Source organism: Microbacterium sp. 22296, from assembly GCF_052045385.1.
Lineage (GTDB): Bacteria > Actinomycetota > Actinomycetes > Actinomycetales > Microbacteriaceae > Microbacterium.
Map to the genome: position 1 here is coordinate 74,341 of NZ_JBQEOS010000004.1, position 13,198 is coordinate 87,538.

12 protein-coding genes are annotated in these 13,198 nt (G+C 73.3%); 7 read left to right on the forward strand and 5 right to left on the reverse strand.

The features are described 5' to 3' along the window. The first annotated feature begins 41 nt into the window (after positions 1 to 41). Positions 42 to 623, forward strand: coding sequence for a 1,2-dihydroxy-3-keto-5-methylthiopentene dioxygenase (locus tag ACTJJP_RS09510; RefSeq protein WP_440774773.1), 582 nt, complete (start codon positions 42 to 44; stop codon positions 621 to 623). A gap of 265 nt (positions 624 to 888) precedes the next feature. Next, positions 889 to 1,809 carry a hypothetical protein gene (locus ACTJJP_RS09515; RefSeq protein ID WP_440774774.1) on the forward strand — a complete coding sequence of 307 codons (921 nt, stop codon included), beginning with the start codon at positions 889 to 891 and terminating at the stop codon, positions 1,807 to 1,809. A gap of 126 nt (positions 1,810 to 1,935) precedes the next feature. Here the strand turns inward: ACTJJP_RS09515 and ACTJJP_RS09520 are convergent, their stop codons facing one another. Further along, entirely contained in the window at positions 1,936 to 5,769 is a 3,834-nt protein-coding gene (locus ACTJJP_RS09520) for a proline dehydrogenase family protein (RefSeq protein ID WP_440774775.1), read from the reverse strand. A 221-nt stretch (positions 5,770 to 5,990) separates the two neighbouring features. Between ACTJJP_RS09520 and ACTJJP_RS09525 the strand changes: the two genes are divergently transcribed. Both ACTJJP_RS09525 and ACTJJP_RS09530 read left to right on the forward strand, forming a co-directional pair. Beyond that, the gene (locus ACTJJP_RS09525) at positions 5,991 to 7,115 is read left to right on the forward strand and encodes a S1 family peptidase (protein WP_440774776.1); all 1,125 of its coding nucleotides are present in this window, start codon (positions 5,991 to 5,993) and stop codon (positions 7,113 to 7,115) included. A 172-nt stretch (positions 7,116 to 7,287) separates the two neighbouring features. Next, positions 7,288 to 8,265: an acetylxylan esterase gene (locus tag ACTJJP_RS09530; RefSeq protein WP_440774777.1), complete on the forward strand. Its 978-nt coding sequence runs from the start codon at positions 7,288 to 7,290 to the stop codon at positions 8,263 to 8,265. A 63-nt stretch (positions 8,266 to 8,328) separates the two neighbouring features. Here ACTJJP_RS09530 and ACTJJP_RS09535 read toward each other — a convergent pair whose 3' ends face one another. Beyond that, positions 8,329 to 8,889 carry an acyl-CoA thioesterase gene (locus ACTJJP_RS09535; protein WP_440774778.1) on the reverse strand — a complete coding sequence of 187 codons (561 nt, stop codon included), beginning with the start codon at positions 8,887 to 8,889 and terminating at the stop codon, positions 8,329 to 8,331. A gap of 284 nt (positions 8,890 to 9,173) precedes the next feature. Between ACTJJP_RS09535 and ACTJJP_RS09540 the strand changes: the two genes are divergently transcribed. Together ACTJJP_RS09540 and cofE are read left to right on the forward strand one after the other, a co-directional pair. Beyond that, a complete protein-coding gene (locus tag ACTJJP_RS09540) occupies positions 9,174 to 9,680 on the forward strand; it encodes an N-acetyltransferase family protein (RefSeq protein WP_440774779.1) in 507 nt (168 codons plus the stop codon). Between the two features lies 1 nt (position 9,681). Then, positions 9,682 to 10,434: a coenzyme F420-0:L-glutamate ligase gene (gene cofE, locus ACTJJP_RS09545; RefSeq protein WP_440774780.1), complete on the forward strand. Its 753-nt coding sequence runs from the start codon at positions 9,682 to 9,684 to the stop codon at positions 10,432 to 10,434. Between the two features lie 129 nt (positions 10,435 to 10,563). On the opposite strand, the gene ACTJJP_RS09550 is transcribed toward cofE, so the two are convergent. The 3 genes from ACTJJP_RS09550 to ACTJJP_RS09560 are packed head-to-tail and all read right to left on the reverse strand — an operon-like array spanning position 10,564 to position 12,448. Next, the gene (locus ACTJJP_RS09550) at positions 10,564 to 11,172 is read right to left on the reverse strand and encodes an energy-coupling factor transporter transmembrane component T family protein (protein ID WP_440774781.1); all 609 of its coding nucleotides are present in this window, start codon (positions 11,170 to 11,172) and stop codon (positions 10,564 to 10,566) included. Then, positions 11,166 to 11,897, reverse strand: a complete 732-nt coding sequence (locus ACTJJP_RS09555; protein WP_440774782.1) for an energy-coupling factor ABC transporter ATP-binding protein — start codon at positions 11,895 to 11,897, stop codon at positions 11,166 to 11,168. Before ACTJJP_RS09555 ends, ACTJJP_RS09550 begins: the two co-directional genes overlap by 7 nt. Next, on the reverse strand, positions 11,843 to 12,448 hold the full coding sequence (locus ACTJJP_RS09560) for a biotin transporter BioY (RefSeq protein WP_440774783.1): 606 nt from the start codon (positions 12,446 to 12,448) through the stop codon (positions 11,843 to 11,845). The genes ACTJJP_RS09555 and ACTJJP_RS09560 overlap by 55 nt, the downstream gene beginning before the upstream one ends. A gap of 53 nt (positions 12,449 to 12,501) precedes the next feature. Between ACTJJP_RS09560 and ACTJJP_RS09565 the strand changes: the two genes are divergently transcribed. Continuing rightward, positions 12,502 to 13,092, forward strand: a complete 591-nt coding sequence (locus tag ACTJJP_RS09565) for a TetR/AcrR family transcriptional regulator C-terminal domain-containing protein (protein ID WP_440774784.1) — start codon at positions 12,502 to 12,504, stop codon at positions 13,090 to 13,092. The last annotated feature ends 106 nt before the right edge of the window (positions 13,093 to 13,198 follow it).

Below are 13,198 nucleotides of genomic sequence, written 5' to 3' on the forward strand. Positions count from 1 at the left end.
CACCGGCATCCATCCTCCCCACCCCAACGAAAGGAGCGGCCATGACCTTGCTGACCGTCTGGAAAGAGACCGACCCGAGCACGCCCGTGCTCGAGACCACCGATGAGAGCGAGATCCGAGAGGCCCTCGCCGAGCTCGGCGCCCGCTTCTCGCGCTGGGAGGTCAAGGACGTCGCCGCCGGCGCCTCGCAGGACGAGGTGCTCGCGCTGTACGCCGACGAGATCGGCGAGGTGAAGGAGCGCGAGGGCTACACCCTCGTCGACGTCGTCGCCCTCGACCCCGCGCAGGCCGACTACGACGAGCTGAAGACGCCGTTCCGCGAGAAGTTCCTGTCGGAGCACGCCCACGACGACGACGAGGACCGCTACTTCGCCAAGGGCGCCGGGGTCTTCTACCTGCACGCGAACGAGAAGGTGCACGCGGTGTACTGCGAGGCGGGCGACCTGATCTCGGTGCCGGCGAACACCACGCACTGGTTCGACATGGGCACCTCGCCCCACTACGTCAGCGTGCGCTTCTTCCACGACGACGACGGCTGGGTCGGTCACTTCACCGGCAGCCCGATCGCGGAATCGTTCGCCTCGTTCGACCAGCTGGCGGAGCGTCGCGCACAGCTCGTCTGATCCCGCTCCCCGCGAACGCCCGTTCCCGCCGCATCCCTCCGGATGCCGTGGGGGCGGGCGTTCCGCGTGGGCGGGCATGCGCCGGCGGGTCCGCGTCAGGGGAGCCGTCGAGACCGGCGGTCCGCATGCGGCCGACGGGGGCGTTCCGCACGAGAGGCGAGCCGGGTACGCCGCAGCGCGATCGCGGTGGGCTCCGAGGCTTGCGGCGGCTTCGCACGCCGCAATACCGTCATGTCGTCCGCACACGCGGTGAGGGGGTCGGCCCATGGTGGCGTCCGTGATGGTGCTGTCGGTGACGTGCCTCATCGCGACCGGCGCCCTGCTGCTCGTGGGGCTGCTGCTCGTCGGCCGCGACTGTCCGCCCGGCAGGTCGCTGCAGTACGCCGCGATCGCCGGCGTCGCCGAGGTCGGCGCATCGGCGATCTACCTCGTCTGGGTCAACGTCGGCGGGTCCGCGGCGTTCGCCGTCGCCAACGCCCTGATGGTCCTGGGACCCGCGATGATCCCCCTGGCCGTCCACTCGCTCAGCCCCACCCGGGTGACCCTCTGGTCCACCCTGGTCGCCGGGGCCGGTGTGGTCGTGGTCGCGACGACCTCGTTCCTGCTCCCGGCGCTCGAGGCCGTCGTCGTGCAGGCGTTCACATTCGCGATCGTCGGCGTGTGCGGCGCGGCGGCGGCCCTCTCCTCCCGGGAAGCGCGGCGGGCGTCGATCCGCGTGCTCGCGGGGACGCTGTGCGTGTACTCGCTGTACTGCGCGGCCCGCGGGACCGCCATCGCCGCGGTCGTCGTCCGGGACGACGCGGGCGCGGCCGGCGGGATCTTCTCCGACACGGTCGCCATCGCGGTGGGAGTCGTCGTCATCGTCGCTGTCACCGGTGCGATCTCGACGTTCTGGCTCGCCGTGCGTCGGGAGAGTCTCCTGGCGGCCGCGGGGTCGTCCGCCGTGCTCGTGATCGTGCCGGGCCGACGACCCGGCGACGCCGGCCGATTGCCGCGCTTCCGCGAGCTGGTCGAAGACGTGCGCGAGGCTGCCGCGGCCATCGATTCCGGCTCGGTGGCGGTGTTCGGCGGCGCGGGGCTGTCGCAGACGGGAGCGGCGACGGCTCTGAAGGACACCCTCCGCGTCGACCACGGGTGGACCGAGGAGGAGATCGCCCTCCTCACGCAGACCACGGTCGAGCGCTGAGCGGCGCTGCCGAGTGTGCTGCCGAGCGGGGCGGGGCGCTCCGACGCAGTGCGTTCGGGTGTCGGTGCGGTGCGGGCGCTCCGAAGCGGCACCGGCCGCGCGGCACCGGCGCCGCGGCGCGGGGCGTCAGATGACGGCGGCCGACCAGGGGTCGGGGCGGCCGTAGCGGTGCGCGGCGATCGACACCGCCTGCTCGCGCAGGAACGGGAGCAGCTCCAGGCGACCGGCGGTGGTGACCTCGTCGGCGTACACGGTCGGCGACAGGTCGGCCCCCACGGTCTCCATGACCGCCGCGCGGAGAGCGACGACCGTCTCGGCCGGGCCCACCAGACGGATACGCTGCGGCCGCATCGGCGAGACCAGGGCGCCGGCCGGGTCGGCATCCGGGATACCACCCGCCAGGCGCTGCAACCACTCCGTGTCGCTCTCGACCGAGACCGCGACGTTCGCCTCACCGAGCAGGTGGCGCACGGCCGCGGGGAGCCCCACGGGCGTGCTGAGCGTGAACGTCGAGCCCGAGCGCACCGCCGCGACGAGCACGCGCAGCACCGCCTGCCAGGCCGCATCGCCGGTGGCGCGCACCGCGACGTCGGCCGGTCGGTAGCGGCGCAGATTGCGCTCGACCCGAAGACGCGAGACGTCGGTGACGCGGCCGAACTCCCGGTCCCACGCCACGGCGTCCGACAGCGCCCCGCGACGGAGCCACTCGAACGCCTCGTACGACAGGGTCGGCTGGGCCGCCTCGATGAGGGCGGCGATGCGGCTGTCGAGCCCGCGCAGGTGCAGCGTCGACGACGACGCGCCGCCCGTCGACGGCCGCCACGAGCCGAGGGTCACCAGGCGGTTCGGCCCGCCCGACATCGCGCCGGTACCCACCGACGCCTCTCCCCAGCCGCCGAGCGGCTCGCGCTGCACGACCCCGCCCGTCGAGGGACGGTTGACGCGCAGCACCGCGGCCTCGGCGGTGTCGAGCCAGAGTTCGAGGTCGCCGATGTCGCGCGTGTGCAGTCCCGCGACGAATCCGGAACCGATGGCGTTCTGCAGCTCGATCGCCCGGGTCACGGTGGGCGCGTGCAGGATTCCCAGCACGGGAGCCGCGACGGCGGCCCGGGTGAGGTGCGAACCCGCGGTGACCCCCGTGCGCACGCCCGGCGACCAGAACCGCCCGGCCGTCTCGGCACCGAGGTCGAGTTCGCGCGGTTCCACGAGCCAGCGCTCGCCCTCCCCGAGCACGGTCAGTGCCCGGCGGACCTCGCCCACGGGCTCCGCCACGAGCGGGCCGATGTCGGACAACGGATCGTCGGCGGGTCCGACTCGCAACGACGAGACGGTGTCGGCGAGCTGCTCGAGGAACGGCGTCGACCGGCCGACCGCTCCCACCAGGATGACGAGCGACACGGCGGTCGCCGCCTGCCCCGCCCGCGCGAAGGCTCCCGCCACGATGTCCGACACCGCGGCGTCGAGGTCGGCGGAGGGCGCGACGATCGCGGCGTTGCGCCCGGCGGTCAATGCCTGCAGCTTCGCGGCCGGGCGCCAGGCGGCGAAACGTTCGGCGGTCGCGCGAGCCCCCGCGAGCAGCACGCGGTCGACACCGGGGTGCGCGACCAACGCGCGCCCCGACGCCTCTTCGTTCATATCGACGTAGACGAGCAGGTCGCGGGGGATCCCCGCCGCCCACAGCGCTTCGGCGACGACCGCCCCGGCCCTCCGGGCGCGGGGTGACGGCGTGAGCAGGACGCCCGACCCCGCGGCGAGCGCGGCGATCGTCTCGGCGGCGCACAGGCCCACCGGGGCGTTCCACCGCGGGGCGACGACACTCACCCGGTCGGGGAGGAAGACGGCTCCCGGCACGCGGTCGAGCTCTTTCGCGGTCGCGGCGTAGTACGCGGCGGCGTCCACCGCCTGGCTCACCTCGGCGTCGGCCTCCGCCAGCAGCGCCCCGCCCTCGGCCGCGAGCACCTCCATGAGCTCGGCGCGGCGCGCGGCGAGGGTCCGGGACGCGCTCTGCAGCACGGCCGCGCGGTCGGCTGCCGCCAACGCACCCCAGGGCTCGGCGGCCTCGCGCACGCGCCGCACGGCGGCATCGAGCCCCTCCTCGTCGTCGATGCGTCCGGCCGCGGCCGTCGCGTCCCCCGCCGTGGACGCGGCCACGCGCGCGAGCACGTCGGTCGCCCACTCGCGGTCGTCGGCGACGGTCGGGTCGGTGTCGGCGACGTTCCGGAAACCGGGTGCCCCGCCGGCGAGCTCGGCGCTCTCCCGGGCCGAGAACACCGCGGTGTCGACGAAGGGCTGCCCGCCGAAGAGCATCTGCTGCACGTCGGGTCCGAGCGAGGAGGTGTCCCCGGATGCCGCCGCCTCACGCGCGATGCCAAGCACCGCCTGCGTCAGCCCGGGCTCGGCGGGGTCGTCGGCGGCGCGGTCGCGCAGGATCGCGGGGTCGTCCTCGCCTCGGCGCTGCGGGCCGCGGGCGATCGGGGTCGGCCCGTCGGCGGCAGCGAGGGCCCGACGCGCCCGCGCGGACACGGCCGAGGTCTCCGGCTCGTCGATGTCGATCGCGTCGCCGTCGGTGTCCGCGGCGGTGCCCGTGACGAGATCCTCGCCGTCGGCGCCCTGGGCGTCGGCGCCCTCGACGGCGGGGCCCTCGACGTCGGCTCCCTCGACGTCGGCGTCCTCGGCGACCCGGACATCGGCGACCGGGACATCGGCGACCGGGGGTGCCGCCGGGGGCAGGGCGGGGGCCGCGGCGACCGCCGCGGCGTACTCCGAGGCGAGGCGACCGGCCACGGCATCCAGATCATCGGGATGCACGACGGCCACGGTGATCACGTGCTCGACATCGGGCGTCCAGGGCGTCGCCCGCGGGAGCACGAGTCGCACCTCGGCGGTCGCCTCCGCGGCGAGGGCGCGGGCGAGGGCCGCGCGTTCGGGGTCGACCGTGGCGATCTCGAGCAGCAGGCCCTCGACGCCGCGCGGCGCGACGGCCTCGCGCGCGACCCGCACGAGGCCCGCGTCGACCTCGTCGCGCGAAGTGGGCGCGGGGGGCGTCCACCCGTGGCGCGCGGCGGCCAGCACCTCGGAGGTGTCGACGGCCTCGTCGCCGAGGCGGAGCGTCAACGGCGCACCGCCCTGGGCGACGCGCACCCGGGCCCAGGCGGCGAGCTCGCGCACGGCGTCGATCGTCTCGGCCACGGCGACCGGCAGAGCGATACCGGCGCGCAGACCCTCGAGCCGCGGCTCCTCGAGCACACGCGTCAGCACCGACATCGTGGCATCCAGGTCATCGCGACCGGTGGCCACGAGCGTGATGTGCGTTCCCGCAGCGCGGGCGGCCAGGAACACCGGCAGCACACGCTCGGCGACATGCTCCACATCGGCGGCGAAGGCCCAGGGAGCCCGCCGCACCGACACCTCGGACAGGGCGAACGACACGCGATCGACGTCTTCACGCGAGACGAGGGAACGGATGCCGTCGAGGCGCCGCCGCGCGCCCGTCTCACCGAGCACCGCCGGCCCGGTCAGGCGCACGTCGAGGATCGCCCCGTTCTCGGCGGCCGCGGCGAGCTCCGCCCCGAGTCGCTCGGGACGCGCGTCGAGTGCGAGCGAGCCGAGCAGCTCGCGCAGGGCACGGCGGGCGATCGGCACCGCCGGCGTGGGAAGCACCGGGGCGACGGCAGCCCCGATCTGCAGGGCGCCGCGCACGAACCAGGGCAGCGTCGACGGGATCTCGGTGGCGAGGCGATGCAGTGCCGCCGCCGCAGCCGTCACGCTCTCGGGCCGGACGACGCCGTCGCACACCCGAGCGACGAAGGCCGCGGCGTCGGGGTCGGTCGGCAGGGCGCCGCGGTGCGCGGGGGCGAGGGCTTCCACGCGCGCCGAGAACGTCCGGATCTCGGCGGCGGCCCGTGATCCCAGGTCGGAGGAGAGCGCTGGACCGGTGACGCGAGGGTCGTTCGTGCTCATGCCCGTCAGCCTAAGCACCGCGCCCGCGCCACGTCGGCGGCCCGCCGCGCACGTCGAGGATCGACGCCGAGAGACGTGCGACGGCCTGTCCCCCAAATGACCGACAGTTTTTGGACTGTAACCATCAATTAGCAGGAATTCCTTCGCATTTCGGCCCTCTCGTGTTTCGATAGCCGTGGGTACCCCACCATTTATCCCCCCTGGATGGAAGGTCACTCCACGTGAACCGTTTCTCGAAGACGGTCGTCGGCGCTGCCGCGATCGGCCTGTTCCTGACCACCGCCGCCAGTGCTCCCGCGCTGGCGCAGACCCCCACTGCATCCCCCGATGCGGCCGTCGACGGCGTCGACGCGCAGCTGCTGGAAGCGATGGCGGCCGACCTCGGCACCGACGTCTCGGGCGCACAGGACGTGCTGCGTTTCCAGGCCGATGCGGCCGGGACCGCCGACGAAGTCGCCGACGCCGCCGGTGACGCATTCGCCGGCACCTGGCTCGACGAGTCCACGCAGACGGTGTACGCCGCGGCGACCACCGACTCGGCTCTGACCGCGGCCTCCGACGCGGGCGCCGTGCCCGTCGCCGCCGAGTACTCGCTCGCCGAGCTCGAGGCCATCACCGCGCAGATCGAGACGAGCGACGTTCCCGACACGATCCCCTCGTGGTGGATCGACGTCGAGGCGAACGACGTCGTCGTCGACGTCGTCGCCGGCGGCGAGCAGGCCGCGACCGACTTCGTCGCCTCGCTCGACGCGCCGGCCGATGCCGTCCGCGTGCAGACGGGCGTCGAGGCCCCCGAGACGTTCGCCACGATCCGCGGCGGTATGTCCTACCTCATCAACAACGCCAGCCGGTGCTCCGTCGGCTTCGCCGTGCAGGGCGGCTTCGTCACCGCCGGCCACTGCGGCGTCACCGGCGACAGCACGAATTACGGCACCTTCCGCGGCTCGTCCTTCCCCGGCAACGACTACGCCTGGGTGGCCACGCCCAACCACACCCCCGTCGGGCAGGTCATGGACTACTCCGGTGGCACCGTCGCGGTGAAGGGCTCGACGCAGGCCGCCGTGGGCGCGACCGTGTGCCGTTCGGGCTCCACCACCGGTTGGTACTGCGGGCAGATCCAGGGCTTCAACTCCACCGTGCGTTACGCCGAAGGCTCGGTTTCGGGCCTCATCCGCACGAGCGTCTGCGCCGAGCCGGGCGACTCGGGCGGCTCGCTGCTCGCCGGCAATCAGGCGCAGGGTGTGACCTCGGGCGGCTCGGGCGACTGCACCACCGGCGGCACGACGTACTTCCAGCCGGTCAACGAGATCCTGCAGACCTACGGCCTGCGCCTGCTCACCAGCTGATCCCCCGCGGGTACCCGAAGCCCCGGCCGCCTCTCCGGCGGTCGGGGCGTCATCGCGCTCACGGGAGCGACCTCGTCAGGAGGACGTCCCGGCGGTCGGGGCGTCATCGGGGTCGCCCCGGGTGCGTGGCGACCGGGTGCCCGATCGCGCGGGGACGCTACTGTCGGTGTCCATGGCCGTGACCTTCACCGACATGCCGATCGAGGCATTGCGCGCGTACCACCCCGATCTCGCCGAACCCGTCGGACTCGACGCGTTCTGGACCGAGACCCTCTCCGCGGCGCGTGCCGCCGCCGGTCCGACCCGCGTCGCACCCGTCGCGGCGCCGGTGCGGTCGCTGAACGTGTCCGACCTCACCTTCACGGGATTCGACGGAGATGAGATCCGCGGCTGGGTGGTGCGTCCGCACGGCGAGGAGGTGCTCCCCGCGGTCATCGAGTACATCGGCTACGGCGGCGGGCGAGGACTCCCCGGCGAGCGCGTGAACTGGGCGGCGGCGGGCTACGTGCACGTGGTGATGGACACCCGGGGCCAGGGCTCCGCGTGGAGCGTGGGAGCGACCCCCGACCCGCACGGGTCGGCCGCAGCGTACCCGGGCGTGATGACCCGCGGCATCCTGGACCCCGACGAGTACTACTACCGCCGGCTCATCACCGACGCGGTCCGCCTGGTCGACGAAGTACGAGCGCTGCCCGGGGTGGATGCCGACCGGATCGCCGTCACCGGCGTGAGCCAGGGCGGGGGTCTGGCGATCGCCGCCGCGGCCCTCTCGGGCGAAGCGGTGGCTGCCGTCATGCCCGACGTGCCGTTCCTCTGCGATTTCCCGAACGCCATCGTGCGCACGCCCTCCGCGCCGTTCACCGAGATCACGCGCTTCCTCGCGGTGCACCGCGACGAGGCCGATCGGGTGCTGCACACGTTGTCGCACGTCGACGGTGCGGTGCTCGCGCGCCGCATCCGGGTGCCGGCCTACTTCTCGGTCGCGTTCATGGACGATGTCGTCCTGCCGTCGGGGGTGTTCGCGGCGTTCCATGCGGTGGCGTCCGAAGATGCCGCGATCGAGGAGTACCCGTACAACGGCCACGAGGGGGGCGGATACCGCCACTGGATGCGGCAGGTGGCCTGGCTCGACGCGCGCTTCGGGCGCTGACCCGGCTATCGCCCGGCCACGCGGCGCCGCTCTCCCTCCGAGGCCGCGGGGCGCCCCGGACGACTACTCCCAGACGCTGGGCGCCGGCCGCTTCGTCGACGGCAGCGACGAGCCGTCGGCCCAGTCGTGCACCCACGGCTCGATGTCGGGCAGCCCCTCGGGGCGCCCCACCGCGGCGAACAACTCGTCGTGGGGCACCGTGCCGCCGGAGCGGCGCAGGATCCGCGCGCGGATGATCGCGCGGGCGTAGATCTCGTCGCCCACCAGTGCGCGGTGCTCGAGGTACACCGCGCGGTCGTCGTGGCCGATCAGGCGCGTCTCGAGGTCGAACCGCTGCCACAGCTCGAGGGAGCGGCGGAAGGTGATCGTCTCGGCCGCCACCACGGCGTACCAGCCCTGCCGCGTCATCGCCGCCACCAGGCCCGTCCGCGTCAGCAGATCCCATCGACCGAGGTCGAACAGCGACAGATACCGTCCGTTGTTGAGGTGGCGGAGCAGATCGATGTCGGTGGGCAGCACGCGGATCGGCATCCGGGTCACCATGTTCGGATCGAGGGGCCCCTCGCGACGCAGGCGACGGCGGGCACGGAAGAGCACGAGGAGGGTGCGCCACAGGACGTTCACGAGGTGCGAGCGTAGCGATCCGACGACGGATCGGCCATCGGGTTGTCCTTGATCGACAAGACCACCGGGTTCTCAGCCGTCCCAGGTCGCGTCCGCAGGTGCCGAGTGTCCAGAAAACGCCGCGGGTCGCCACCGCCGACGGCGTGTCGTGGACACCCGACGAAGGGGCTGGATGCGCGCGTCGCGGCATCCGGAGCCGACGCCTGCCGACGCGTCCATTAGCGCATCGGGAGGGGTCTTTCGCCGGATTTCACCCAGGCCGATCCCGCGCGTAGAGTCGCGCCATGACTGCGGAAATCCGAACCGACATCGTCGTCCGTCCGGTGCGCGACGTGGATGCCGAGGCCCTGGGCCGCGTGCACGCCACCTGCTGGCACGAGACGTACGACCACCTGATCAGCAAAGCGGCCCTCGAGGCCGTCTCCCCCCGACGCATGGCCGAGCTGTGGACCCACTGGGCCTCGCAGGGCGATGACTACCGCATGCACGCCGCGCTCGTGAACGGCGAGATCGTCGGCTTCGTCGGCTCGGGCCCCGCCCGTGACGACGACGCACCGCGCGAGCGCGAGCTGTACTTCATCTACCTTCTCGACGCGCATCACGGCACCGGCATCGGCCAGCAACTGTTCGACGCCGCGGTCGAAGACGGCGAGGGCCTGTACCTCTGGGTCGCCGACGACAACCCGCGCGCCCACCGCTTCTACACGCGCAACGGTTTCTCGCTCGACGGCGCCTCGCACGTGGAGCCTTTCCTCGGCGAAGAGCTCACCGAGGTGCGTTTCGTCCGCTGACGTGCTGCAGGTCTGGGCCCTCGACGGCATCCGTGAGATCACCCCGGGAGACGACCTCGTCGGGGTGATCCTCGACGCCTCGGTCGACCCGCTGCAGGACGGCGACATCGTCGTCGTCACGAGCAAGATCGTGTCGAAGGCCGAGGGCCGGATCATCCAGGCCGACGACCGAGAAGACGCGATCACGCGTGAGACCGTGCGTCTCGTGGCATCCCGGACCTCCCCCACCGGACACGTCACGCGCATCGTCGAGAACCCCCTCGGGATCGTCTCGGCCGCCGCCGGCGTCGACGCCAGCAACACCCCCGAGGGCACCGTCCTGCTGCTGCCCGTCGACCCCGACGCGTCGGCCCGGCGTCTCGCCGAGGGACTGCGTGCCGTCGCCCGCGTGGGCGTCATCATCACCGACACGCTCGGGCGCGCGTGGCGCGAGGGCCAGACCGATCACGCGATCGGGGCCGCCGGCATCCATGTCTTCGAGGACCTCCGCGGGACGACGGATGCCGAGGGCCGCCCCCTCGTGGTGACCCTGCCGTGCGTGGCCGACGAGATCGCCGCCGCTACCGACCTCGTCAAGGGCAAGGCGTCGCGCCGCCCCGTCGCGATCGTGCGCGGCCGCGGCGACCTGGTCGGCGACCTCGATCTGCCCGGGGCCCGTTCCATCGTGCGGGACCCCGCCCGCGACATGTTCCGCCAGGGGGCCGATGAGGCGTACTCCGACGGGTTCGCGGCGGGTCGCGCCGCCCGCGACTGAGCCTCTTCAGGCGCGAGAGCGGCGCGCGCGAGGTCACACGTCCGGCACGAGATCACGCGTCCGCGCACCCGCACGAGAGGTGATCTCGCGCCGACCGGTGATCTCGGGGGGGGCGGGGGACGGCGGCGCTCAGCGGATGCCGCGGGCGGCGAGGGCGTCGCCGAGATCGTCGGCGTGACGCAGGGTCACCACCAGGAACGGCAGTGCGCCGTGCGCGAGGGAGGGCCGCACGCCTCGCGCACGCTGAGCATCGCGGATATCGCCGGCCAGCTTCGACAGCACCGGGATCGTGGTCAGGGCGATCGTCCACAGCAGCGCGATGCGCGCCGGATCGACACCGACCCGACGCAGGGGCCGCAGCCCGCGCTCGAGGGCGTCGAGCATCGCCGCGACGGGGGTCGTCAGCGGAACGAGTGCCGCCACGAGCAGAGCGGCGGCGACCCGGGCCGTGTTGGCGGCGGCGGCCTCCGGACCGAGGAACAGCAGCTGCCCAATAGCCGTGACGACGATGACCCAGCGGAGCGCCCCCACCTGGCATCCGAGGACCCGGAAGCCGGCCCGCACGCCCATGCCGCTTCCGGCATACAGGACGCACGACACCCCCGCCGCGACGGGAGCCGTCGCCCAGGTCGAGGGCAGCGCCGCGAGGACCAGGGCCACGAGGGTCAGGCACGCGAGTTTCGGGCCCGCCGGCATCCGGTGCATCCACCCGCCACCGGGGCGGTACAGGCTCAGCACGCCACGGCCGCAGCGTACGCGTCGACGACCTCGGCGGAGGCTCCGGATGCCACGGCCCGCCCCTCGGCGAAGAGCACGGCCTCCTCGCAGCGGCGCGCCAGGGCGAGGTCGTGAGTGATGACAAGCAGCGCGTGCCCGGTGTCGGCGAGCAGGTGATCGGCGACGAGGCGGGCGTTTCGCGCATCGAGGAAGGCGGTGGGTTCATCGGCGACGACCAGGCGCGGCGCACGGACGAAGGCGCCGCACAGCGCGAGGAGCTGCTTCTGGCCCCCCGAGAGATCGTGCGAGGGACGATCGGCGAGCCCGTCGAGACCGAAGCGTCGGAGCGCCGCGGAGACCCGACCATCGCGCACCTCGCGCGGCAGACGCTCCGCCCTCAGCGAGAGGGCGACGTCGTCGGCGACGGTCGGCATGACGATCTGCGCGTCGGGGTTGCTCAGCACGAGCGCCACGCGGCGGCGGAGCTCCGCGGCATCCCGGTGCGGATCGAGTCCGAGCACGCGCAGCTCGCCGACCGAGGAGCGGACCAGGCCGGCGACGAGTCGAGCGAAGGTCGACTTGCCCGAGCCGTTGTCGCCGATGACCGCGATCGTCCGCGCGTCCAGGTCGAGGGTGACGCCCCGGAGCACCTCGCGCTGTCCGAGGTGCGCACCGACGCCGGCGCACCGGATCACGCGTCGACCGCGACCTCGGCCGGTCGCCGTCCCGGAGCGGGTGCGCTCCATTCGCGCCGGAAACCGCGCGGGTACGCCCTGACGAGGGTCGTCGCCACGACCGTGGCGACCGCGGCTTTCAGCAGATCGCCGGGCACGAAGACGAGGCTGGTGAGAGCCGTCTCAGCGAGCGGCAGGCGCGTGACGAGGCTCTGGACCGGGATGCCGAGGGCGTAGATCGCGCCGATCCCGCCGGCGAGCATCGCCAGCGCGGTGCGCCAGACGACGGGGCGACGTCCGCCCGCGTGCACGATCAGCCCGATGACGATCGCCCCGAGGATCCAGCCCAGGGCGTACCCCGCGGTGGGTCCGAGGAAGACGCCGATCCCCCCTCGTCCTCCGGCCAACACCGGCAGCCCCACCGCCGCGAGCGCGAGCAGCACGGTGACCGACAGCGCCCCGAACCAGGGGCCGAGCACCGCGCCGGCGAGCATCACCCCCAGGGTCTGCGCCGTGATCGGCACCCCGCCGAACACGGGGAAGCTGCCGGGGAGCCCCAGCACCGCGATGAGCGCGGCGAAGACGGCGATGCGGGCGAGGTCGGTGGCATCGGCTGTACGCATGAGAGTCCTTCCTGAACACTGTTCACCTGAACGGCGTTCACTATACTCACACCATGGCTCCTCGCGGACACTCCGCCGACGACGTCGCCCGCACCGCGCTGCGGATCCTCGACGATCACGGCCTCCCCGACCTCACGATGCGGCGGCTCGCGACCGCCCTCGAGGTGCAGCCCAGCGCGCTGTACTGGCACTTCCCCAACAAGCAGACGCTGCTCGCCGAGCTGTCGGACCGCATCGTGGCGCGGATGGCATCCGGTACCGCGGTGGATCTTCGGACCGAGGCCGGCGCCCTGCGCGAGGCCATGCTCGCCTACCGAGACGGCGCCGAGGTCGTGTCCAGCACTCTCGCTCTCGGCCTGGGCTCTTCTCTCGCGCACGACCGGCTGACGACCGCGGTCGCCGCAGACGGATTCGACGCCGACACCGCGCGCCGCAGCGCGACGACGGTGCTGCACTACGTGCTCGGTTTCGTCTGGCACGAGCAGCAGCGGTTGCACTACGACAGCGTCGGAGCGCGCGAAGAGGGCGCGGCGCCCCACGGTGCGACGAACGGCGACGTCGGTGCCGCGGGGCTCGCGAGCAACGACTTCGCCTTCGGCCTCGACCTCATCGTCGCCGGCCTGCGAGCGCGCGGTCGGGTCTGATCGATCGCCCCACGCCGAGATCACGCGATCCGCTCGAGATCACCCGCGATTCGGCCAAGAACGGGGTCATCTCGCGCGAAACGAGTCATCTCGGCGAAACGGCACG

What these genes read in the sequence shown, in the direction of transcription:
- ACTJJP_RS09530 (WP_440774777.1), top strand. Translation starts at nt 7,288, where the DNA reads ATGGCCGTGACCTTCACCGACATGCCGATCGAGGCATTGCGCGCGTAC.
- ACTJJP_RS09560 (WP_440774783.1), bottom strand. Translation starts at nt 12,448, where the DNA reads ATGCGTACAGCCGATGCCACCGACCTCGCCCGCATCGCCGTCTTCGCC.
- ACTJJP_RS09555 (WP_440774782.1), bottom strand. Translation starts at nt 11,897, where the DNA reads ATGGAGCGCACCCGCTCCGGGACGGCGACCGGCCGAGGTCGCGGTCGA.
- ACTJJP_RS09510 (WP_440774773.1), top strand. Translation starts at nt 42, where the DNA reads ATGACCTTGCTGACCGTCTGGAAAGAGACCGACCCGAGCACGCCCGTG.
- ACTJJP_RS09515 (WP_440774774.1), top strand. Translation starts at nt 889, where the DNA reads ATGGTGGCGTCCGTGATGGTGCTGTCGGTGACGTGCCTCATCGCGACC.
- ACTJJP_RS09520 (WP_440774775.1), bottom strand. Translation starts at nt 5,769, where the DNA reads ATGAGCACGAACGACCCTCGCGTCACCGGTCCAGCGCTCTCCTCCGAC.
- ACTJJP_RS09565 (WP_440774784.1), top strand. Translation starts at nt 12,502, where the DNA reads ATGGCTCCTCGCGGACACTCCGCCGACGACGTCGCCCGCACCGCGCTG.
- ACTJJP_RS09540 (WP_440774779.1), top strand. Translation starts at nt 9,174, where the DNA reads ATGACTGCGGAAATCCGAACCGACATCGTCGTCCGTCCGGTGCGCGAC.